The organism is Bradyrhizobium sp. (assembly GCF_035935975.1).
Lineage (GTDB): Bacteria > Pseudomonadota > Alphaproteobacteria > Rhizobiales > Xanthobacteraceae > Bradyrhizobium.
In genome coordinates this window covers 108,339-129,687 of the sequence record NZ_DASYWN010000055.1, presented here as the reverse complement: position 1 = coordinate 129,687, position 21,349 = coordinate 108,339, and the positions used below count along the sequence as shown (strand labels likewise).

Below are 21,349 nucleotides of genomic sequence, written 5' to 3'. Positions count from 1 at the left end.
TGCTTGGCGGTAGACTCGGTTTGACCGGACGGATATATCGGCCGACGATGAATGATCTCGCGAAAGGACAGGCCGAGGCGGAGCAGACTGCATCAATGGCTTTCGAGTTCTGCTTCGGGCCATTCCGCCTCTTGACTGCCGAGCGCATCCTTCGGGAGGGCGATCGCCCTGTGCGACTTGGAAGTCGTGCCTTGGACATTCTGATTGCTCTTGTCACACGAGCAGGCGAACTGGTCAGCAAGCGTGAGTTGGTGGCGATCGTTTGGCCGGAGACATCAGTCGTAGAGGCCAATCTGACGGTCCACGTTGCGGCGCTTCGGCGTGCGCTGGGCGATGGTCAGGCCGGCAATCGGTACATCGTCAATGTCCCTGGACGCGGGTACCGCTTTGTCGCGCCGGTCTCCGTAACAACACAGTCCGGCCCCTTGGTCGCGGAATCCGCATCCGTCCGCGAACTGCACAATTTGCCGGCGCAGCTCACCCGCCTCATCGGTCGCGATGGTGTGGTCCAGACCCTATGCGAGAGGCTAGCCGCGCGGAGGCTACTCACGATCGTCGGCCCGGGCGGCGTTGGCAAGACTGCGGTCGCGCTCGACATTGCCGAGCAATTGATCGGCAAGGTCAAAGACGGCGTTTGGTTGGTTGATCTCGCCCCCGTGACCGATCCAGAGCTGGTGCCAACGGCGCTGGCAGCTTCTTTGAAGCTGGAGATACGTTCCGACAACCCCTTGCCGAGCCTCGTCGGAGCCTTAAGCGACAAGCAGATGCTGCTTGTATTCGACAACTGCGAGCACGTCATCGACCAGGCTGCGGCCCTAGCTGTTGGAATTATTAAGGCGGCTCGTAATGTCCACGTTCTAGCGACCAGCCGCGAACCCTTGCACGTAGACGGCGAGCAGGTGTACCGCCTCCTGCCCCTCGATTGCCCGCCGAACAGGGCAGCTTTGACAGCAAGCGAAGCGCTCAGTTTTCCCGCCGTTCAGCTGTTCGTCGAGCGCGCGGCCGCCGCGAGCAATGAGTTCGACGTCACGGATGCTGACGCGAGAGGAATCGCCGAGATTTGCCGTAAGCTCGACGGCCTACCCCTCGCGATCGAGTTTGCCGCTGCCCGGGTCGACACATTCGGTGTGCGCGGTCTCGCGTCGCGACTGGATGACCGGCTGAGCGTTCTTGGAGCCGGTCCGCGCGGCCAGCTTCGCCACCAGACGATCAGCGCGACGCTTGACTGGAGTTTTCACCTGCTGACACCGGGGGAGCAGGCAGCATTTCGCCGGCTTTCGATTTTTGTCGGGGGATTTACGATCGAATCCGCTTGCGCCGTGCTGGGCGGAGCTGGCGGCGGCGAGGACATTACCGAGAATATCGCAACTCTCGTGATGAAGTCGCTTGTCGTCGCCGGGATAAGCGACGGCGATGCACGGTTTCGCTTCCTCGCGACAACGCGGGCCTACGCTCTCGAACGGCTGCGTGAGGCCGGCGAAATGGACGTGCTGGCACGTCGTCACGCTGAGTTCTTCAAGGAGTTCCTCGAGACGGCACAATCAGGTCCAACCGGCAGTCCCAGCGCGGCGGTTGCGGCCAAGCCAGAGATCGACAATATCCGTGCTGCACTGGTCTGGGCTTTCGGCCAGAACGGTGATCGAGACATAGCTATTGCACTCGCCGCGGCGTCGGCTCCGATCTGGCTCAATATCTCTCTGCTTACGGAATGCTACGCTTGGACCGGAAAGGCGATCGCGCAACTTGACGACGCCGATCGTGGCGGTCACCGGGAAATGGTGCTGCAGACCGAGTTCGGCATGTCGCTGATGCATGCGCTCGGTGTGTCCGAGCCTGCGCGCGCCGCCTTGATGCGAGGCGGCGAATTGGCGGCCCAACTGGGGGACGTAGGCTGCCAGCTTCGCGCTATATCCGGTTTGACCAACCTCTGTCTCAGGCTTGAGGATTTTCGTGGTGCGTTGACGTTGGCCGAGCAGGCAGAGAACGTCGTCAGCGGAAGCTCGAGCCCCGTCGCCTTGGCCACGGCAGAATTCCTTTTCAGCGGTTCCCTCGTCTACGTTGGCGAATACGGCCGGGCTATGACCTATGCCCAGCAGGCCTTTGCGCGCATCCAAGCGCTCCCCCAGCAAGCCGCCGTCGTACGCTCCGGCCTCGATCACGGCATTCAGGCTCGTTGCGTTGTAGCCAATATCCTCTGGGTCCAGGGTTTGGTTGATCAGGCTGCGCGCATGACAAGGCAGATCCTGATCGATGCGGAAGCGGGCGGACACGCGCTCTCGCTGTGTTTTGCATTGGCGTGGTGCGGCTGCGCGTTTCCATTGCGGTTCGGCAACATACCCGAGGCGGAGAGCGCAGTAGCGCTTCTCGGCGATTGGGCGATGAGGCACGATTTGCCGAGCTACAAGGCCTGCTCGCTGGCCTATCAGGGAGCTCTGCTTGCCAAGTGCGGCGACTTCGCCGATGCCGAGGAAAAGCTTCGTGCGGGGCTTGCCGGGTTGAGCGAGACACAATTCGAGGTACAGTTTACGCCGTTTTTAACTGGCCACGCCGATGTGCTGGCGAGGCTTGGGCGCCGCGAGGAAGGACTCGTTCTCGCCGAGAAAGCAATTTCCCGATGCCGGCGTAACGATGCGCAGTGGTGGTTGCCAGAGGCCATGAGAATCAAGGGAGAGATTCTCCTCATGGGTGAGCAGCCGGACACGGCTTCAGCAGAAGAGCAATTCGGACGGTCTCTTGAGGTTTCCCAGACCCAAGGAGCTCGGTTCTGGGAGCTTCGTGGTGCACTCAGCCTTTCCGAGCTGCGGCATCGTCAGGGCGCCTCGGGCGATGCGCAGAAGATCCTCGACGCATCGTATGGCAAGCTCACCGAGGGATTTGCGACCGCGGACCTGATGCGGGCGCGCAGCCTGCTCGATCAGTGGGCGGGGGCCTGAGTCGCGACGGCAGCTTTGCCGGCCTTTCCGTCGGCTGATGGCTTGTCTGCGGCCTTGGACCATGATCGGTAGTAGGCGAGTAGGGCCATCGCCGCGATGCCGAGGATGCTTACGGTCACCTGCATCCCAACGCCAGAAGAGATTTCGACCAGCGCGAAATGCGCGGCAAATGACAGGAATATCCCCGCACAAAAGACTTCGAGGGATTGCTGCCCGCATTTGATCGCAGGGCGGAAGATCCGCCATTCCAGCCCAGGCCATTCCTTCGGCAGCAGCCGTACGACGAAGAAGGCGAAGACGACGAAATGGAGCAGGCGATAAGGGGCGAGGTTGGTCTTATCATTGGGGTTGAAGGTGCCGTAGAGCGCGTCGGGAATGAGTGCGCGAATCTCTTCAAACCGTGCTGCCATGGTCAAGACGAGCGCGAAGAGGAGATAGGCGATTCCGAGAACCAGCGCCGTTCGAGAACGGATGAACGGCATCGCCAGGGTCGACCCACCCAACGCGAACCAGGCCCCGAAAACGAAGAGCAGCTGCCACGCGAACGGATTGAAATACCATTGGCCGACGGGATAGGCGGATAGATTCCAGCCGAATTGCCGTGCGGCCAAATACACGACAACCGAGCATGCCAGGGTGATGTTGGGCCTTCGGAGCATGAACCAAAGAACGGGTGCGAAGACGCCCATCAGTACGATGTACAATGGCAATACATCCATGTTGACCGGCTTGAAACGAAGGATAAGGCCCTCGAAGAGGACTTGAGCAGGATTTTCGAGGAAGCCACGAATGTTGAAGTCGTCCACGAAGCCGGACTTACCGTATTTCTGAGCAAGGTAACCGATTTCGCTGAGGTAGATCACAAACAGAAAGACGTGGGCGACGTAGATCTGCCAGACCCGCTTGAGCAGGCGCGAAGCGCCGATCACAAAGCCACGTTCCAACATCATCCGCGCATAGACGAACGCGACGGTGTAGCCGGAAATGAAGATGAATAGGTCTGCGGCGTCGCTGAAGCCGTAGTTTCGCGTCGTGACCCAGTTCACGACGTTGTTGGGTATATGATCAAGGAAGATTCCCCAGTTGGCCACGCCGCGGAACAGGTCGAGCCGCAGGTCGCGGCCGCGTGATGGCAGCGTGGCCGATATTTTCACTGAGCCACGACCTTCGTACAGGTGGCTTCTTTGGCGAGCTTCCTGCCGGCAAGTGCGGCCATGATTGCCGCCCATCCTGACGAAATCAGGTTGACACCTGCAAAGAGACCCAGCGTCCAAATCGCGCTGATCGGCCAAAGAGCCCAAATAGCCGCGGCAAGGAAAAGGTCGAGCACTCCGCTCAACAGCATCCAGATCCAAGAGCGAGGAACGACAGTACGGTAGTTGATCGAAGCCGCGATCTGGAAAACACCTTCCGCCAGGAAGAAGGCTGCGAGCACCAAGGTCAGCGACAACGTTCCCGCGATCGGACGATTGATCAGGATGATTCCTACGACGATTGACATGGCTGCCGTCAGCAAACTCCACAGAAATGCGGGAACATCCCGCGCGGACATGATGGCCACCAGGCCCATGACGCCGCTCACAAGGAACAGGCCGCCGATGTAGAGCTCGACCGCAACCGATGCCGCCAGCGGGGCCCCAATGGCGAGGATACCCAAGACGAGCATGACGATGCCTTGGAATAGAAACAGTCGCCAATGCGTTGCCAGCGCATGCTTGATAGCGCGTTCCATCAGGCCGGTTAGAATACCAGTAAATGCCACAATTTCTCTCCTGCCGGGATTACCAGGCTATGGTCAGACGGGTTTGAACGATATCCGTGCTGGTGTGGCCTTCGGCTACCTGGGCACTCAGCGGATGCCAGATGTGCTGGTAACTCGGAATGAGCCGCACCGCCGGCGTGATCGCGAAGTCGTAGAAGACCTCCATCCCGGTTTCGTCGCTGGCCGACGCAGTGCCTCGCGTGAGCAGGCCAATATCCGTCTTGAATTTGTTGCTGAACTGGTTGTGGTAGACGCCAATGCCAAAGCTGTCGTACTCGCGACCGGGCAGAAGGCCGTGAGCGAACAGCGCGATGCTGGCGTCACGCGTGATGATATTGGTCTCTTCTGGCGCGTAACCGATACGCGCGAAGACACCGACGCCCCGGATCAATTCGCCAGACTTGAGCTTCCTGCGAACCGTCTCGGGATCGTCTTTGACGAAGAGGTATTGAGACGCATTAGCGATCGCGAACCAGCTGTCACCCTTGGTGTTGATCGGCAAGCCATCGTACGAATTTGCACCGAGCATGCCGCCGACAGCCTGCTTTACGGCAGCCACCGACGTGAGCGTGCCGAACGGCATTTCGAGATCGAGTTTGGGCTTGTTTGACCAGTTGAAGGCCGGCGAGAGCTGACCGGGCAGGCCACCGATGTCGTACGACACCACCGACATGAGATAGAGATTGACGTGGTCGAAGGCATGGGAAGCGAGATTGCTCGCCTTGCTGTCCGTATCGAGCACGCCGCCTGCAATCGCGAATTTCGGGCTCAGTGCCCAGACGCCAAGTGCCGCCAGTGACGTCGGATTGTAGAAATTCGGCGTCATCGCGTTCTTGTTGAAGTTGAAGTTGGCGAAATGATACTTGTAGCTGCTCCCGAAGGCGGTCTGATCGGGGATGAAGATGTTGCTGATCTTGCCGACCACGACGCTGAACTGCTGGCTCAGGGCCTGCACCAGGTAATACTCGGTCGGCAGGATATCGTGCGACGACTGCGGATCTGGGTACACCAGACCGGTATATTGCGGCACAGACGATCCAGCCGTGAAAGTGTTGGAAGGAGAGTCGCCTGTGCGCCATTGGGCGGTCGCATGGATAATGCCACCCGACCACCAGCCGGCGCGGGCCGTATCGACATTCACGGAGAACTGGGTGTTCTGAACGAAAGCGCCCCCGGTCTTCAGGCCGCCGGAAGTGACATTCTGATAGTAGCTCGTCGAATAGATATCGAAGAAATAGCCTTGTCTTGCCAGCTCGGTGCGCGTCCCGCCCCAGTCACCAAGCAGTTGAGTACGGCTCAGCACATCTCCAGTAACGGTTCCCGGCAACCCGAACACGGGACCATTGTTGAAATAGGCGAGCAGGCCGGGCGCGACGTTCACCAGTGAGATCATCTTGCCGGTCGGAACGGGACCGAATGGATCGGTCGGAACAGGTGGGCTCTTCTCTGAGCTCTTCTGACGTTTGGCTTTCTTTGCTGGCCTCTCCGGCGTGACCGGAGCAGGCGTGGCCGAGCTCCCCACGTTACCAAAATTGGCGAGGTTCTCATCTGCGTGCGCAGCGCCGACGATCAGAATCGTCGCTGAAGCCAACAGGCTGATTTTCCGTACGTTCATGACACATCCCCTGGCGGAGGCATCTATCAACTCTCCGCTTTCGTTCACGCTACGACGCGGCTTCACCGCCGCGTCGTGAAACGCTCCAAAATCCTGCAAATCGTTACAAACTGGGCGAAAACAGCTCCGCTAGAACTTGCGCCCGGCGAGAACGATGTCGAACAGCGCCTTTGATGCGAGGCTCAAGCCCCCGCCGCCATCGCCTCGGTCTTCGATGCCGTGGCCAGGGACCAGATTGCGAATGCCCCCATTGCGCGCCAGATGCGAAGGAAAGTGCGGCAACGGGTGATCTCCGACGCTCACTTCCGACGACCAAGTGATCGTGTCGGGATAGTTGCCGGGCAGGCCGGTCGGCAGCGTCAACTTCGACGGCGTGTCGCTGAATTCCACCGCGGAGGACAGACGGGTAAAGGTACCGAGAGGCGTCTGCTGATCGATCCCATGCTCGACCATGTCCTTCACGCCCACTGCCTCGTAGGGCTCGGCGTCGCGGGGCGCCGTGAGACTGGCCGCCATCGTGGCACAACGGCTCAGCGACGCGCCCGTCTTCCAGAACCCGCCCTTTTCTTCACGTTCAGCCAGGGCCGCGACGGCGCCGATGGCAGCCAGATAGCCGGTGATGTAGTCGTTGAGAAGTACCGATATCAGCGTCGGTTCTTCCATGCCGACGGAGTTCACGTGCATCATGCCGCTGACGGCCTGACCGATCTGCTCGAAGCCCTTGCGGTCGGCCCAAGGTGTGTCCGGCGAGCAGTAGGAGGCTCCTGCGTAGATGAGGCTCGGGTTGATCTCCCGCAGCGCTGCTTCACCAAGACCCAGCCGCTCCAAGGCGCCCGGGGAGTTGCTGTTTACCAGGACATCGGCTTCTGAAAGCAATGCAACCAGCCGTGCCTTGCCTGAATGGCTCTTGATGTCGGTGAGAATGCATTTCTTACCCCAGTTCACATCAAGCCAGAGGGGCAACACCCAGTCGCCGACTGGCGGCTGAATCTTGATCACCTCCGCGCCTTGTTCGGCGAGCAGACGCCCGATCGTCGGGCCGGCGACGAGATGGGCCAATTCTACGACGCGAACTCCCTCCAGCGGTCGCGCGTTCGCTTTGCCAAGCCGCCGCTTCTCTCCCTTGCCGCGCTGCTCGACCTGCACCATCGGCAATTTTGCCGTAGCTGCGCCCTGTGGATGCGAGAGCCACTCCTCGGGACTACGAACGATGCCAGCGGGCAGGCGGCGGGCCGCCATCTCGTCTTCAAGCTGCTGCGCCGTCTTCTTCTCGACCGCTGCCTGGAACGCGTGCGCTGAATTCGAGCACTGCAAGAAATCGAGAATTGCATCGCGCAAGTGGGGGTGCAGACCGATCATCGTAACGAAACGGCCGTCTTTGGCGCGATAGGTCCCGTTGTCGGGTCCAATCGGCCAGGTATCCATCAGGCAGCCGTATCCATTCAGAAATTGCAGTTGAGCGGAATTGAGCAGAAGCCCGCAGCGGCGCCGGTTAAGCTTCATGGTTTGGGAAGGAAGGCCTCGCAGCCGGCCGATATGCTCAACGACCGAGCCGAAGGCGGCCATCACGCCCGCGGCGTAGTCGTGGGCCTTGATCGTGCTCACCGTATAGGAGACGCCTGGCTCGACGGTGATCTTCGATGGATCAATGCTGAAGGGCAGTGCCTCCGCGATCGCATCGTAAGTCTTCTTCTGAAAAGCCTGTGTGATCATCTGCGCTCCGTTTTCTTGTTGCGCGGAGAGCTCTCCGGCCCCCAGCGACATCGGTCGCGCACAGCCTATCGATCTGCTGGCTTCTGCTGCCATTAAGCGGAATAAAGACCGCCAAAACGTTCCAAAGGAGCGGGCAACGACAGAGCAGGCAACGGTCTAGCGTGCCCGCACCGGGCAGTCCTCATGATCTGAGGAGTCAGCTATTCTTATCGAGAGGCAGGAAATACATATGTCAATCGGAGCTGGAACCCCAAGCGGGGGCCGCCTGCGGGCGTCTCGGCATAGTACCGCACCAAACCTCCGAGCTGGACAACCTGCTCGCCGATCTTCGCCAGTTGGTTGAGCCCGACGTTGATGGGCACATTCCATTGCCGCGAGGTCCAGTCGTAGGTGCTTTCAGAGCTTAGAAAGACCGTCGTCTGCGTCGTGGGGAAGGTATAGGTCAGGAACGGCTGTATGAAGCTTGCATCGACCTTCTCGCGCCCAAAGGTTTGATCGCTTAGCGACCAAATGTGGTTTGCCAGCACGCCATAGAGCCAGTGCCCGCTTTGTTGGAGGACAATACCTGTAATGCCACTTCCCCATTGATGATGACCAAGGACCTCCTCCGTGGCGGAGGGATAGAGGAAGACGGGGCCGACCCCCCAGGTGACGCCGTTCACGGGACGGGATGGCGAGAGGAAAAAACTCTGCACGATATCGCCCACACCCGACTTGTCGGTGGGAAAGAGCTGCTGGACATGTTCGACTGGGATGATCGTCCGGGTGATCAAATTCCAGTCGGAATTCAGCGAGAAGGGAACGACGGGCTCGATTGACAGGGTATAGCGGAAAGCATCTTTCGGGCTACCTTTTGCGCCGTAGTCGAAATTGCTCTTCAGCGGCACCTGGATGAGAGTTGCAATCGGATTGGCGAGTTGTTGCCCGAGATTGCCGTTCTGGGCAGCTCCGCCGTTTTCCTTGGGTTCGCCTGCCGAAGCGGGGATGCAGCCTAACATAAGCAAGATTGCCGAAGCGGATGCCGCTATGCGGAGCAACGCGATACCCTGAGACATTGCCGTGTCTTTCACTGATATATTCGGAAGCGCGATTTTGAATTAGGAGACACAGGAGGCGTGCGCCTCCGCCTTGTCAGCGTCCGCCTTAGCCAGGCGCGCTTCGAGTGCGGCATGCTCCGCCTTCTTGACAGCGAACTCAGCGAATTCAAAAGCTTCGGTTGCGAGTGCGGCCGCGTCCATCGAGCGGCGCCGCAGTCGCTTCAGGTCGCCCCTCTGCTTCCATTCATCCACGTCGTCAGCTATCGCCGCCGAAGTGCTTTCATGTGAGGAGATGACGCGATGACCAATCTGTTCGATCCGTACCAGCTGCGCATCGATATGAAGTTCGAGTTCGGCGAGATAGGCCAACAGCTCAACCTCAGTCGTGTCCGAACTGCCGATAGCCCTCGATTTTATCGAGCAAATGGCGTGCTCAAGCTTCGATAATCTCTTCTGGAGTAACTGCTGCAGCTCGTCCATCCGATCGCTTCCCAATACACGTGTGATGGGAAGTAACACTAGCGCTGCGGTTGGGCGCCCGGAATTAAGGCGCGCAAATCGCTCCAAAATGTCGCAAACGTCAAAGAATGGCGGCTTCCATTAGAAGCGCCGGAAATCAACGGTGTTCTCCAGCTGATATTGAATTCAAGGTTGGATCGGCAGCAACAATGGACTCTCCCGATCGGATCAGAAGATCAACGTCGGCCTCAGGCAGTTTAAATCGCGTGGGGATTGACGAGAGCCGAGCGGAATTGTCCGACTGGTCGAACGATACCTCAGTAATCTTGAATGTGATGTCCTTGCATTGCCACCCCTCGCGGGCCCCCAGCTTGCGAGCTTCACCTGATGTCAGCTTGCACCGCCAACTGCGAATGGCGTTCTCCCATTCACGGATCGTCAATCGGAAGGCGTCGAAGCCGCTTCGAACCGAAGAATCAATGGCAGTATCGGTGATCGCAGCTAGTAGCTCAGCCCCTGATGGGCCGTTGATTGTATGCGACCATTCGCCCTTTGCGCCTTGCCCGGCGTTGACCAGAATGAAGACCACGTTCCGTAGCTTGACGGCTTCCCGATCCGTCAAGGGTGCGTAAGGTTCGGTTGCCGCCGATCGGGCGATGACGAGGCCCGAGAGGCCATAGTTGTCCGTCAACCCCCCGTCGGCCAGCTTCAAATACTGAACGATGTCGGGGTTCCGGTAGTCGGTTAGCGCCCGCGCAAAGGCTTTGACCTGAGCGCCTGAGTTTTGGTTCGCGAGGACCTGGCCGATCCATCTCGGCGGCTCTGCGGCGCACGATTGCGGATAGGCTTCGAGCACTATTGGAGAGAAGGCCACGGGCACCGCTGCCGATGCTGCCACCGCGAGCGAGATGGGATACTGACCTAAATCACTACATAGCTCTCTGAATACGGTTTGTGAGAACACAAACGGAGTTCGGTGATAGAGGTCCGAGGCGTTAATCCAAATGACCGGCCGCGAGCTCTTGAGCAACTCCTTCATTGTTGCTTCGGCAAACAGATTCCGATCGAGCCATCCGGACAGGCGCGGCGCCTGATTGACCCCGCCGTTGATACCCTCGACTAAACTCCCCAGGCTGAAGTCGGTTCTCAGGTCGGCTTCCGCATCTCGGATTAGAAATCGCTCACGAAAGTCGCCCAGCGCCTGCTTCCCACGCAAGCCATAGTAGGCAGCAGTTATGGACCCGCCGGACACACCCGAGATAAATTCGACCCGATCTAGCGCTGTGGCAGTTGCGCCGGCTCGAATGCGCTCAAGTCCGCGCAGAACACCAAATGCAAAGGCGGCAGCGCGTGTACCTCCTCCCGAGAAGGCCAATCCGATAGCAAGGTCATTGTCGGCACGGATGTTCGGCGGCGGCGCAATCGAACCGGCGTTGAGGGGAAGGTTCAGTGGCAAATTTGAAGACGAGCAACTGCAAAGTGAGGCCGCCAATGTCCCTAGAGCTAGAAGGCAAAGCGTCCGTCCGAATAGCGGCAAACTAGACCCCGGCCAATGGGCTGTCTTGAGAGCAGTGGGGCTCGGCGAAAGGCTGATGTGCGAGGCTGCGGGACTTTTCTACTCGGTCTGAAGGCCGCTTCGACTTAATCGATGCAAAAAGATGCAAACAGAAGAAAGGCAGGCTTGGATCTGCGGGATATGCCAATCTCGCTGAGACAGCGAAGCATCGTGAATGTCTGCTGGTGGCCCCAACTCGGACTTAGTGGAAGTGCGCCCAACGCGCAGCTATCAGAGGCAGAGGGGACCTCAAACGGAGTGCAGCGCAGGCTTATGAGTAGACGCCCTAGAGTGGGGATGGCCAATCCTGAGGCGCGAAACGCTTAGGCGGCTGCAGCCTCGGCTTCCGTAATCTTTTGGAATTCGAAGAGCAGTTCCTGGAAATGTTTAGCTTGATAGCCCACAACTTTGCCGTTGCGCAGGAGCTCGGCGCGGTCAGCCGCGGTACCGTTGGGATCGTCATCATGCGGACAATTGCAGAAAGTGCATCTATCTGACGGAAGCGGCCCCTAGCCGTGCCTCCGAGCGCGATCACCGCGCTCGGGCCGCCGACAAGCTTGATGATCTCGACGAGGTCTTCGCCCGCTGCCGCCATTGCCATTCTGGGCTCGACCCCACGACCCCGTGATTACAAGTCATGTACTCAGGTCGTCCGTGCCTGCCTCAGCTTGACCGGCAGACTGCCCGATCAACAGAATAGATCTGCTCCGCAGCCGTTTTGAAGGAAGGGAGCAGGTCGTAAGCCTGCTCACGGGCGGAAAACTACGGTAGTGATGTTGCTGGGGACGACCGTTGCAAACACCGTAGCTATTCTTCCGAGGCACAGGAAAAACCCAGTTGAATCAACGAGGTTGACAAGACACCCCTTCCGCCAGTCAAGGCTAAAAACCCAATATTTTCAATATTTAGGGCTTTTGACTCACCAAGAGCGACTTACCAGATCACACTGGGCTAGTCCGTTTCGGCGCAAAGCGGGTGCGACAGTGAGACTGAGCTGACTATCTGCGCACATGTCGCAAGACATGTGCGACTAAGAGGTCTTCAGCTTGTGATTGATTTGCGTCGATAGTTGACTTGGCATGACATCCTAGAAGCTACTTTCACACATGGCGGAAATTCATTTCATCATTGATCGCTTCAAATTCTTCGCCGCGTGCTGCTTGATTGGCGTCTTCTCGATTTGTTTTTGGTTCTTCGCATTTTGGGCATTTCGAATGACGACCAAGACGAATTCGCTGTCTGCGATCGAAATTCCGCTGAAGGGACCCATCCACGCGGTATGGGACGCGGGTCTTTACCGGGAAGACTCTGTTGGAGCTGGGATCTACTGGGTGGACGACGACACAATTGTTGTGCGTGCAAACAAGGGACCAAAGCCGACTACCTCGGAAGCAAGGCGCTCGGTGGTGTCCTGGCTCTATCTCTGGCGTCTCGGTGAAAAACCCCGGCCGTATGGCGGCGATCCCGTGGCGGCGGCCCAGTCCTATTGCGCCGCCCGCGGCGAAATCAGCTATCTGCAGAACACTATCGATCCTGTTACTGGGGCAACGTTGCAAACTCGATGGCGAGGGCCGGTAGGGCACGAACGAGAGGTTGGCCCACAGGCCGCGTCGTCACATTTGTCACCTTCCTTGGCTGGTCGAGCTCCTTTCGTGCCATCGATCGAGAGGGTTGATTGCGAGCTTTACTTCGATGGTTCGATGGCAGGCAAGCACTATGTGGCTGATCCTGAACGGCGCTTCTATATTGATTTGGGTAAGGAGCCGACGTTGGCACGTGTTCATGCAGCGTCGGCCGAGCCGCTCGTCTTGATGCGAGCAGATGGCTCGGATCGGATCGAGTTGCCTGTTTCGAATGCTGAGGCGAGTTCCTATGCATTTCGCATGTTTGAAGATGTGTTTTACATGTGGGCTGGGAATCTTTCTCGATCGCCGATCGATCATTTCGAGAAGTGGAAAGAGAGCGACTGCTGGCCGATCTGGCGAGTCAATCCTCATACAGCGAAAACCGAGCGACTCTGCGTGCCGTTCGGACCCTGGTCGGGAGCTGTTCACGGCGGCGGATCGACGACAATTGATCTGGCCCCGACAAGGGTGGGGCTCTTCTTCGCTGCGAATCCCGTAAGTGCCGAGGAAGAGCATGGTCTATATTTGCTCCGGGATAGATCTGTCACCCAGATCCTTCCCGGGTATGTCAGAAGCCCGGTGACCTCACCGAACGGCTGCCGGATCGCCCTGATCTATTTCCCCAATCGCGAAGCGCTGGGCCCTTATTCTACCGCTTCATCGAGCATCATCGTGATCGATGTCTGCTCTCCCGCATCGAACATATCCTCCAATTGATAAACTCATTCGTCAGGAGACGTCATGCCAGCTCCGAGCACCGGTTCAATTGCGGACGGAGGTGAAGGCAGAGGCCATTGGCACGTTACGGATTTCCGGGCAGTGCGCCGAGGCCTACATCCGCACGAACTGGTCGACCTGGAGCGAGAAGCACCGCGATCAATGGTCGTCATCGTTGAAGCGGTACGCCTACCCGACCATCGGCAAGCTCACTATCCCCGAGATCAAGCCGAGCCACATCCACGACCTGCTCAACCCGATCTGGATCGAGAAACGGGAGACCGCGAACCGGGTCCGCGGCCGCATCGAGACCATCATCGCCGAGAACGTCGACATCGACGATCGCGACTTCCGGAACCCGGCCGAACTCACCAAGCAGCTCCGTGAGAGGCTTCCCAAGCGGCCGAAGAGGGCGGTCCGGCATCACCCGGCGTTGCCCTATGCCGAAGCGCCCACGTTCATGCAGGCGCTCGCCGGCGCCTCCCGTCTGCGAGACGCGAAGCCTCGCCATGTTTGGCGTCTACCATCTCAGGGAGATGCTGCTCCGATTTGAGATGAAGTACGACGAAGGAGTTTGGCGCGTGGGCGGGGGAGCGACGGGCTCATGCTCCCCCAGCACGGGCGGCTAAGCCGGTAAAACGTGGGGCCCGCCGGTTCACGCTGGCGGGCCCTCGCCTCAACCGTTTGGTTGATGCGGGGGTCAGCAGGACCAAGCTATGTACACGCGCTGCCGAATTGCGTCCTCGCCCTCCAGGTTTGTTGGGTGTCTTGAAAATCGCTTTCAAATGCCGAGGCTCAAATGCGCTTTATCTCCAAACTTTCCTCCTGCGTCATCGCTTTGGTTTCGACCGCTTTTTGTCTTCCGGTTGGAGCAGCCCCCATAATTGCCGGTTCGTATTACGAGGATACTGTTACTGCAGGCTGCGGAAACACGACAGGTTGCACCACCTGGTGGTCCCAGCTGCCCGCTAGTCAACTTTTGAACGTGAAGCGCGTGAATTGTCGTCTCGGCGGGATGTCTCAGACGCCGATCACCTACAAGTTCTTTGTCGCGCCCGCGCCAGGAGTACAATCAATCGGCCGAAACTTCTTCTTCCGCGTAGGCGAGGTTGCTTCATCTGGCGGATCAATTTACGGAGCCATCAACGACGAGCTGAACGTCTTGGTGGGCGCCGGCCGTGCTCCGGCGATTGAAATCGACTTCGCCGTAGCTAGCAATGTCTCTATCAACTGCACCCTCATCGGCGAGCTTCAAAACTCCCAATAATCCGTGCTCATCGTCGCGGTTTCGACAGACGTTCCGGGCTGATGACGCTCCGCCGATGGCTGAGGGGTAACGACAAGAGGCCCGCCGGTTCACACCGGCGGGCCTGAGAATGGCTCACTCAGTTATCCGTCAAATTTCCGACGATAAAGCAGTTTGGGGCCATGGAAGCGGCACCACCGTTGCTGGCAGCTACAATGAAGATTGAGGGAAACCGGCCTGGTCCCATCTTAAAGAATACCTCATTGGTCACGACCGAATAGAGCTTTACATTCTGGATGATTTCCGGGGCGATAGGCGTGTTTTTGATCGGATAAGAACGGCCAAGATCGGACGCGCCGGGGCTGGTCCCAATCTGCAGCCGCATCAAAGTCAAAACCTGCGTGGCGGACACGAAAACGTCACAAGCGATGTTGGTGATATTCAGGAATTTATTCGCGGGTGTTTGTGTGAAGGTCAGTGTTGCGTTGCCCGTCGCCGTAGAAGGCAACGTCGCTTGATCTTCGTAGAATGTACCTGAGATGATTTGCTTGTTGTTCTGCGCGTGAGCCGGCGCGGCCAGGGCGATAGCAAGCAGAAACAACGCGGTGGCGGATTGAGCGCATTTTGAAAAACGCATTTCAGCCTCCAAAATTTGAGAAAGTAGAAAAGTAAAGGCGGCATCGCACGCGCTGCCACCTCTCGTAGGCGTCACGAAATGCAAGAGGCCCGCCAGCGTGAACCGGCGGGCCTGGGAGTGCTCCTCAAAGTTCAATCTCAGTCGCCAAATTCGAACGCACGAGGGTGGTCAAGCCCGCTTTCAATCTTTTCGCTTGCCAGGTTCGAAACGCTGGATCGGCATTCAGTTTCTCAACTGTCGCGCCGTAAGCTGAGAACGTCTCGAAATTGACTGAGAAAACGAAATTTCCGAATTCACCGACCGCGACGGTCCAGAATCTTGGTTTTCCACCGTGCTTGCGCCAAAGCTCGGCAGCCTCCTTGGACAGTTCGAGTATTCCGGCGAAGTCGGCTCCGGGATTCGGTTTGACGACATATTGAACAACAACTGCCATGCTAACCTCCCATTGAAATGACAAAGGTCGCGCATGCGAGGTTTTGCCACTTTTCCCCGGATGAATTGACCTAGATCAAGTGGAGCTTGCGCTCGCAGGCAAGAGGCGATTCCGCGGGCGGGGGCTTCGGCACCTCCAGAAAGTATTGCCAGGCAAAGAGAACCCCGCAGACGACACGATCGAGATGTTCCTGTTCTCGCTCATTGTTCCTCTCCTGCCGCATCGCTTGATCAAGCAGAGCTCTCTCTCTCTCTCTCTCTCTCTCTCTCTCTCTCTCTCTCTCTCTCCGAGCCAAGAACCATGAAACGCGATCGTCGAATCCGCGAGCTCTGAGGGCACGGGACGAGACGCTGATCGATTTCGGAATAATGGCATTATGCCCCTGTTTTGCCCGACGAGTCAAATCGGCCTCCGCGGGACGTGCAAGCTGTTGATCCTAAACGCGTCGGCTACTGTGCATGGGGTTGTTTTCGACAATTTGAGTGAGGCACACGTCCAGCCCTCCGGTGAGATGAGGTCCTGGTCTTCACGGGTGCGGCGTGTCTCTCCTTCGCGACGGTGTACCGGGGCAATCAGACAAACATGTCGAAAGTGAATCAATTCGCGGCAGCAGCGCCGGGGATCTCTCCGCTCATTGCGGTTGTATGAAATAGATCACGCTACCTGACGAAAATATTTGCTGTCCGTGCTTGTGCAAAGGTGCGTGTTTAGATGACAGCATCCCAAAGTTGTGGTTAGTTTCGCCCCGCCTTCTCCGTCTTGCTTGCCCCGGGGGCTGGAATGGACACCGAAGCACTGACCGTTGCTTACGCGCGTGTGAAGGGGATCCTGGATGAGGCCGCCGGCGACAGCACCGCGGATTATGGCGGTGCGGGACGATTCTGGGACAAGGGCGCAGCGGCGCTGGAGGCGGTCGAGATCTTCGGCATTAAGATGGTTGCGCCGGTGCCGGAAGGGCACGCCTGCTGTCTGCCGCCGCATGCGCGCAGTGATGCATCCGGGCTGATCAAGGGATTGCGCGGCGAGGCGCCATTCGACGGTGGCCGCTTCCCGCCGCTGCCTTGGGGCGGTCATCCGGTTGCGCCCGCCGACATCAATCGCATCGCCGACTGGATCGATGCCGGCTGCCCCGATGACGCCACCAGCGTTGCGGTCGAGCTTTCGCCCGGCAAGCCGGCCAAGCCCGTGACGGTGAAGGTCAGCGAGATTGCCGAATTCGCGGAAGCCGTTGACGGCTATTCACCGGCCGCTTGTGTCGGCGAGCCCCGGCGGCGCATGAACATCGACTGCATGAGCGAGCCGCAGCTCGAACGCCTGCGCCGCGGCTTTCGCCAGCTCTATTCGCTCAATCGCTGGCCCGAGGATCGGCGCAGCTACAACAACCAGGCGCTGATCCATCAGAACCATTGCCAGCACGGCTGGGAGCGCTTCCTGCCCTGGCATCGCGCCTATCTCTACGAGTTCGAGCAGAACCTGCAGGACTTCGAACCCGGCCTGATGCTGCCGTACTGGGACTTCACCATGCCGGAATACCGGCCTGAGGAGCCGGAGAAGGGCCTCATCATCCCGACCTCGATGAAGGCGTACCTCACCGCGGAGGCGGCCGAGACATTGGTGGTTGCGCTCGATCCGGCGCCGACGGCAGCTCAGAAGAAGGCGATCCTCGCACTTGCGCAGGACCGCATGACCTTCACCTCGCAGCACGCCTTCTTCTGCTACGTGATCAACACGATCGGCTATTCGTCCGTCACGCCGAATCCCAAGAACGCCAATCGCCAGCGCTTCATCGATGCGCTGCTGATGTCGAACTCGCTCTGGTACCCGCTGCGCTATCCCGCCGAATATGCCGGCGACGGCACGATCAACCAGGTCATTCACTATCATTACCCGTCGGCCGACGACATCGCGCAGATCCTGAGCCTGAACAATTTCCGCGACTTCGGCGGCGGCAGCATCTATGACGCGGCGTTCGGATTCCTCGACCAGAATCCGCACAACACCATGCACATCTGGACCGGTGGCCAGAATCCCGATGCCGGGAAGGCGGCCTATGTCTGCAAGGGCGGTCCGACCGCGACGGGAACGACACCGCATCCGGACGCGGACACCGCGCATCTGCGTGCGCTGACGACGCGCCGCAACGATGCCGCGCAGGTCGGCGGGCGCCGCTTCCACGCGCGCTCCGATCTCTATTCGCAGCCGGGCCTCGGCGACATGTTCAGCAATCTGACCGCGTCCTACGACCCGGTGTTCTGGCCGATCCACGTCAACATCGATCGCATCTGGTGGGAGTGGCAGAAGCTCAATCCGAACGCGCTGCCGGCTGACCTGGATTCCGTATTGTCGCCGTGGAACTACACGATCCGCGACACGCTCGATATCGGGCCGTTCGGCTACGAATATGTCCGCAGCTCGCATTTCATGCCTGTTGGCCTCGAGGCGCCGGTCAGCCGTTTCGTGTCGCAGCCGATCACCGTGCCGCAAGGCGCGCGCAGCTTCAAACGCGCGGAGATCCGCCTGCACCAGGTGCCGCAATTGATGCGCTCCTGCTTCGTGCGCGCCTTCCTGAACGAGCCCGGCGCCGATGCGTCGACGCCGATCAAGGGCAATCCGCACTATGCCGGCTACATCTCGATCTTCGGACATGGCGCCTGCTACGGCGGTCCCGGCCATTGCGATATCCCGCCGCCGCAGCCGCGGCGCTTCGATCAGCGCGGACGCAGCCACAACACGCCGCGCAACCACCGGATCGACGTCACGGCGGCAGCGAAGCTCGCGCTCAAGAAGAGGGGGCCCTTGCAGATCACGCTGGTGGTGATCGGGGGGGACTACCAGGAGGAGAGGGAGCTTCTGAAGCTGGAAGGCGTGTCGATCAATTTCCTGGATTGAGAAGGCGGCGGGGAAGTCATGGCGACGTATCGAATCCATCCGGGCATCGGCATCGCGCGCCTGGGCAACAGCGACAGCGAATTCTACCTCGCGCCGGAAACGCCTGCGGCGATGCCGCTGGCTTGCGACAGTTTCGGCAATTCCTTGCACGGCCCGGACGGCGTCACGCCCGTTCCGGTCAAGACGTTCAAGGACTCGCAGGGCCGCGTGAAGCGCCAGGCCGCGCGCTTCCAGATCTTCGTCTATGACGATGAGTCCCCCGAGGGACGGCCGCTGGCGCTCGGCGATCCCGTCGAGGGCGGCGGCAATCACGGCGTGCTGATCGATATCCAGTGGCGCGTCTATGTCGCCAACAAGAAGGCCTCCTGGTATCCGTTCACCGAGCTCAAGGGCGAACATGGCTACGCCCCCGGCAGCGCGCGCCGCAATGCCGACGTCACCGGCCAGGACCGCGACCTCCTCATCATCGATCCCGGTCCGCGCAGCGTGAACGCGACCACCAACCGGCGCGCGCATTTCGATCGCTCCGGCGGCCCCGGCGGTTATGCCACGACGTTTCCGCCGAAGGGCCTCCAGCCGTTCGACATCGACACGCTCGGCGAGATGATGACGGACAACAAGGGCCGCCTGATCGTGCTCGGCGGTCACGGCAATTCGGGCATGGACGTCAGCGGCAGCTTCGGTCCGAAGATCGAGGACTATGCCAACACCGACGGCTGGTACGACGACATCTCCGATGGCCCGGTGATGGCGCGTCTGATCATGTATTCGAAACAGGTCGGCCAGACCCGCTACATCGACGTCGAGTTTCCGGCCTGGGTGGTGGTCGGGTATCCGCGCTTCGCGCCGCAGATCCTCGACATGATCACGATGGACGAGATGCTGTACGATCTCTACGTGCGCGAATTCGCCACCGACACCGGCATCTACGGCATCCTCGGGACCTATGACGACCCGCAGCAGATCTCGTTTCGCGATGAGGCCGCGCTGCGTCACTGGCAGGCCGGGCGCCTCGCCTGGAATCGCAACTACCGGCCCTGGTTCTATCGCGACATCTGGCCGATCCTGTTCCGGCCGGACGAGTTTCGCTATCTGAGCGATATCCTTCAGCAATCGAACTATCCGCACGACCAGGCCAAGCGCGGCACGTTCGATCCGAACAAGCTCTCGCAGGTACCGCGACACGCGACGCGGCCAACGGAGGACGAAACCCCGGCGGACGCGCCGCTGCGCGATGCGAGCCAGGGCGAGGCGGTCATGGCGGTGGCGCAGGTCGCCGGTCCCACCCGCCACTCCAAGGCCGACGATCCCTACGGCCCGATGCGCCGTTTCCTGTTCGACCTCTTGCGTCGCGCCGGCGAGGCGAACTCATTCCAGGTGCAGGACCGCGCGTCCTCGCGCGTCCATTCACTGCCGCTGATGCCGCTACTCTGCGGCGACAATCCGCTGACCAACGAGACGCCGTCGAAATTCCTTCATCTCACCGAGTACCAGCTCTTCATCCTCGGCCAATGGGCGCGCGGCTGGTTCATCAACGAGAAGGAGGAGGGCTGGCTGCCGAAGACCTACTCGCCCTTCGCGCCTTACCCGACAACGCCGCCGAAGACCGGCCGCGAGCTCGATCGCGGCGTGCTCAGCAACGTGCTGGGCGGCGCCTTCTGTCCGGGCGCCGAGCTCGGCTGGGTGATGCGCAATCCGTCGATCTATTGGGCGCCTTATCGGATCAACGCTGATCGCAGCGTCTCGGATTTTCTGCAGAGCGCCGCGCAGGCCAACCAGGACCACGGCACCGTGATCGCCGACCCGACCTTCAACGTGGAGTCGCCGCTCGCCCAGGACAACGATTTCGAGACCGGCCTGCAGCCCGGTGACCTCACCAAATATATGGGCCTGCCCTGGCAGTCCGATTTCAACGAGTGCACGACGCAGCCGATCAACATCACCTACGCCGACTGGAACAATCTCTGGGCCGACAGCGACAATGACGAGCGGCTGCGCCGCGACGAGAAGACCTGGACCACCCTGTGGTGGCCGGCGCATCGGCCTTTGCAGTCGTTCGAGATCGCGTCGATCCAGAGCGGCCGGCCCAGCTATGTCTGGACCACCTGGAGCCGCGGCGTTCCGCAGACGCCGGTCGGCGACCTCAAGATGGTCACCGAGTGGAACAAGCTCGGCTTCATCGTGCGTAACCCTTACGAGCCCGCCGTGCAGCCTGCCGACAATTACGCGGCCAAATACATCAGCGTCGAACGAACAACGGGATCGAACCCCGATCCAAAAAGCGAGGCATCATGAGCGACAATCCATTCGTCGGGAGCTGGACTTATCGCAGCCTGCTCAATGATCCCGACGTCAATACGGCCTTCAACAATCTCGAATTCGGCCGCGGCACGATCGAGATTGTCGACGGGCCGATGCAGCTTCTCTCAGGCACGATCGGCGGCCCGGGATGGTCGCTCGCCCTGAAGGGATCGCGCGCCTACGGCTCGCCGATGCAGGTGCGCTTCCAGGGCACCGGCGTCGTCAGCGGCGAGGAATGGATCTACGATTATTGGGGCTCGCTGGTGCCGGCCTGGCCCAATGGCGTCGACCAGCGGCCGGCCATTGTCGGCTCGGTGATCCGCACGATCCCGCATAGCGGCGGCTCGCCGGGCACGGTGGCGCCGGCCGGTGTGGTGGCGTCTTTCTACGCCGTCCGGGCCGACTGACCTTGGCCGCGTTCGACATC

General features: G+C 59.8%; 16 protein-coding genes. 7 read left to right on the top strand and 9 right to left on the bottom strand.

Annotated features, from left to right (window positions below):
- The first annotated feature begins 47 nt into the window (after window positions 1-47).
- Window positions 48-2,933 (top strand): ATP-binding protein, encoded by a 2,886-nt coding sequence (locus VGR99_RS34235; RefSeq protein ID WP_326904365.1) that lies wholly within the window; start codon window positions 48-50, stop codon window positions 2,931-2,933.
- Here the strand turns inward: VGR99_RS34235 and VGR99_RS34230 are convergent.
- From VGR99_RS34230 to VGR99_RS34200, 7 genes are all read right to left on the bottom strand, one after another.
- Window positions 2,915-4,087, bottom strand: coding sequence for an OpgC domain-containing protein (locus VGR99_RS34230; protein ID WP_326904364.1), 1,173 nt, complete (start codon window positions 4,085-4,087; stop codon window positions 2,915-2,917). The genes VGR99_RS34235 and VGR99_RS34230 overlap by 19 nt on opposite strands.
- Window positions 4,084-4,695 carry an HdeD family acid-resistance protein gene (locus tag VGR99_RS34225; RefSeq protein ID WP_326904363.1) on the bottom strand — a complete coding sequence of 204 codons (612 nt, stop codon included), beginning with the start codon at window positions 4,693-4,695 and terminating at the stop codon, window positions 4,084-4,086. Before VGR99_RS34225 ends, VGR99_RS34230 begins: the two co-directional genes overlap by 4 nt.
- Before the next feature lie 19 nt (window positions 4,696-4,714).
- Window positions 4,715-6,310 carry a carbohydrate porin gene (locus tag VGR99_RS34220; RefSeq protein ID WP_326904362.1) on the bottom strand — a complete coding sequence of 532 codons (1,596 nt, stop codon included), beginning with the start codon at window positions 6,308-6,310 and terminating at the stop codon, window positions 4,715-4,717.
- A 129-nt stretch (window positions 6,311-6,439) separates the two neighbouring features.
- On the bottom strand, window positions 6,440-8,023 hold the full coding sequence (locus VGR99_RS34215; protein WP_326904361.1) for a CoA transferase: 1,584 nt from the start codon (window positions 8,021-8,023) through the stop codon (window positions 6,440-6,442).
- A gap of 206 nt (window positions 8,024-8,229) precedes the next feature.
- Entirely contained in the window at window positions 8,230-9,078 is an 849-nt protein-coding gene (locus VGR99_RS34210; RefSeq protein ID WP_326904360.1) for a hypothetical protein, read from the bottom strand.
- Between the two features lie 42 nt (window positions 9,079-9,120).
- Window positions 9,121-9,540, bottom strand: a complete 420-nt coding sequence (locus VGR99_RS34205; RefSeq protein WP_326904359.1) for a hypothetical protein — start codon at window positions 9,538-9,540, stop codon at window positions 9,121-9,123.
- Between the two features lie 136 nt (window positions 9,541-9,676).
- Window positions 9,677-10,975: a patatin-like phospholipase family protein gene (locus VGR99_RS34200; RefSeq protein WP_326904358.1), complete on the bottom strand. Its 1,299-nt coding sequence runs from the start codon at window positions 10,973-10,975 to the stop codon at window positions 9,677-9,679.
- Window positions 10,976-12,180: 1,205 nt separating this feature from the next.
- Between VGR99_RS34200 and VGR99_RS34195 the strand changes: the two genes are divergently transcribed.
- From VGR99_RS34195 to VGR99_RS34185, 3 genes are all read left to right on the top strand, one after another.
- Window positions 12,181-13,416 carry a hypothetical protein gene (locus VGR99_RS34195; RefSeq protein WP_326904357.1) on the top strand — a complete coding sequence of 412 codons (1,236 nt, stop codon included), beginning with the start codon at window positions 12,181-12,183 and terminating at the stop codon, window positions 13,414-13,416.
- Between the two features lie 61 nt (window positions 13,417-13,477).
- Window positions 13,478-13,969: a tyrosine-type recombinase/integrase gene (locus VGR99_RS34190; protein WP_326904356.1), complete on the top strand. Its 492-nt coding sequence runs from the start codon at window positions 13,478-13,480 to the stop codon at window positions 13,967-13,969.
- A 246-nt stretch (window positions 13,970-14,215) separates the two neighbouring features.
- Window positions 14,216-14,683: a hypothetical protein gene (locus VGR99_RS34185; RefSeq protein WP_326904355.1), complete on the top strand. Its 468-nt coding sequence runs from the start codon at window positions 14,216-14,218 to the stop codon at window positions 14,681-14,683.
- Window positions 14,684-14,801: 118 nt separating this feature from the next.
- On the opposite strand, the gene VGR99_RS34180 is transcribed toward VGR99_RS34185, so the two are convergent.
- Together VGR99_RS34180 and VGR99_RS34175 are read right to left on the bottom strand one after the other, a co-directional pair.
- Window positions 14,802-15,434 (bottom strand): hypothetical protein, encoded by a 633-nt coding sequence (locus VGR99_RS34180; protein WP_326904354.1) that lies wholly within the window; start codon window positions 15,432-15,434, stop codon window positions 14,802-14,804.
- Complete coding sequence (locus VGR99_RS34175) at window positions 15,424-15,732, bottom strand: hypothetical protein (RefSeq protein ID WP_326904353.1); 309 nt, start codon at window positions 15,730-15,732, stop codon at window positions 15,424-15,426. The genes VGR99_RS34180 and VGR99_RS34175 overlap by 11 nt, the downstream gene beginning before the upstream one ends.
- Window positions 15,733-16,512: 780 nt before the next feature.
- Between VGR99_RS34175 and VGR99_RS34170 the strand changes: the two genes are divergently transcribed.
- Genes VGR99_RS34170 through VGR99_RS34160 form a run of 3 tightly spaced genes read left to right on the top strand, consistent with a single transcriptional unit; the run spans window position 16,513 to window position 21,329 of the window.
- The gene (locus tag VGR99_RS34170; protein WP_326904352.1) at window positions 16,513-18,621 is read left to right on the top strand and encodes a tyrosinase family protein; all 2,109 of its coding nucleotides are present in this window, start codon (window positions 16,513-16,515) and stop codon (window positions 18,619-18,621) included.
- Between the two features lie 18 nt (window positions 18,622-18,639).
- Window positions 18,640-20,916, top strand: coding sequence for a LodA/GoxA family CTQ-dependent oxidase (locus tag VGR99_RS34165; protein WP_326904351.1), 2,277 nt, complete (start codon window positions 18,640-18,642; stop codon window positions 20,914-20,916).
- On the top strand, window positions 20,913-21,329 hold the full coding sequence (locus VGR99_RS34160) for a hypothetical protein (protein WP_326904350.1): 417 nt from the start codon (window positions 20,913-20,915) through the stop codon (window positions 21,327-21,329). Before VGR99_RS34165 ends, VGR99_RS34160 begins: the two co-directional genes overlap by 4 nt.
- Window positions 21,330-21,349: the final 20 nt, after the last annotated feature.

Coding starts and splice junctions, on each gene's coding strand:
- VGR99_RS34185 (WP_326904355.1), top strand. CDS start 14,216: ATGCGCTTTATCTCCAAACTTTCCTCCTGCGTCATCGCTTTGGTTTCG.
- VGR99_RS34170 (WP_326904352.1), top strand. CDS start 16,513: ATGGACACCGAAGCACTGACCGTTGCTTACGCGCGTGTGAAGGGGATC.
- VGR99_RS34220 (WP_326904362.1), bottom strand. CDS start 6,310: ATGAACGTACGGAAAATCAGCCTGTTGGCTTCAGCGACGATTCTGATC.
- VGR99_RS34175 (WP_326904353.1), bottom strand. CDS start 15,732: ATGGCAGTTGTTGTTCAATATGTCGTCAAACCGAATCCCGGAGCCGAC.
- VGR99_RS34215 (WP_326904361.1), bottom strand. CDS start 8,023: ATGATCACACAGGCTTTTCAGAAGAAGACTTACGATGCGATCGCGGAG.
- VGR99_RS34160 (WP_326904350.1), top strand. CDS start 20,913: ATGAGCGACAATCCATTCGTCGGGAGCTGGACTTATCGCAGCCTGCTC.
- VGR99_RS34235 (WP_326904365.1), top strand. CDS start 48: ATGAATGATCTCGCGAAAGGACAGGCCGAGGCGGAGCAGACTGCATCA.
- VGR99_RS34205 (WP_326904359.1), bottom strand. CDS start 9,540: ATGGACGAGCTGCAGCAGTTACTCCAGAAGAGATTATCGAAGCTTGAG.
- VGR99_RS34210 (WP_326904360.1), bottom strand. CDS start 9,078: ATGTCTCAGGGTATCGCGTTGCTCCGCATAGCGGCATCCGCTTCGGCA.
- VGR99_RS34195 (WP_326904357.1), top strand. CDS start 12,181: ATGGCGGAAATTCATTTCATCATTGATCGCTTCAAATTCTTCGCCGCG.
- VGR99_RS34165 (WP_326904351.1), top strand. CDS start 18,640: ATGGCGACGTATCGAATCCATCCGGGCATCGGCATCGCGCGCCTGGGC.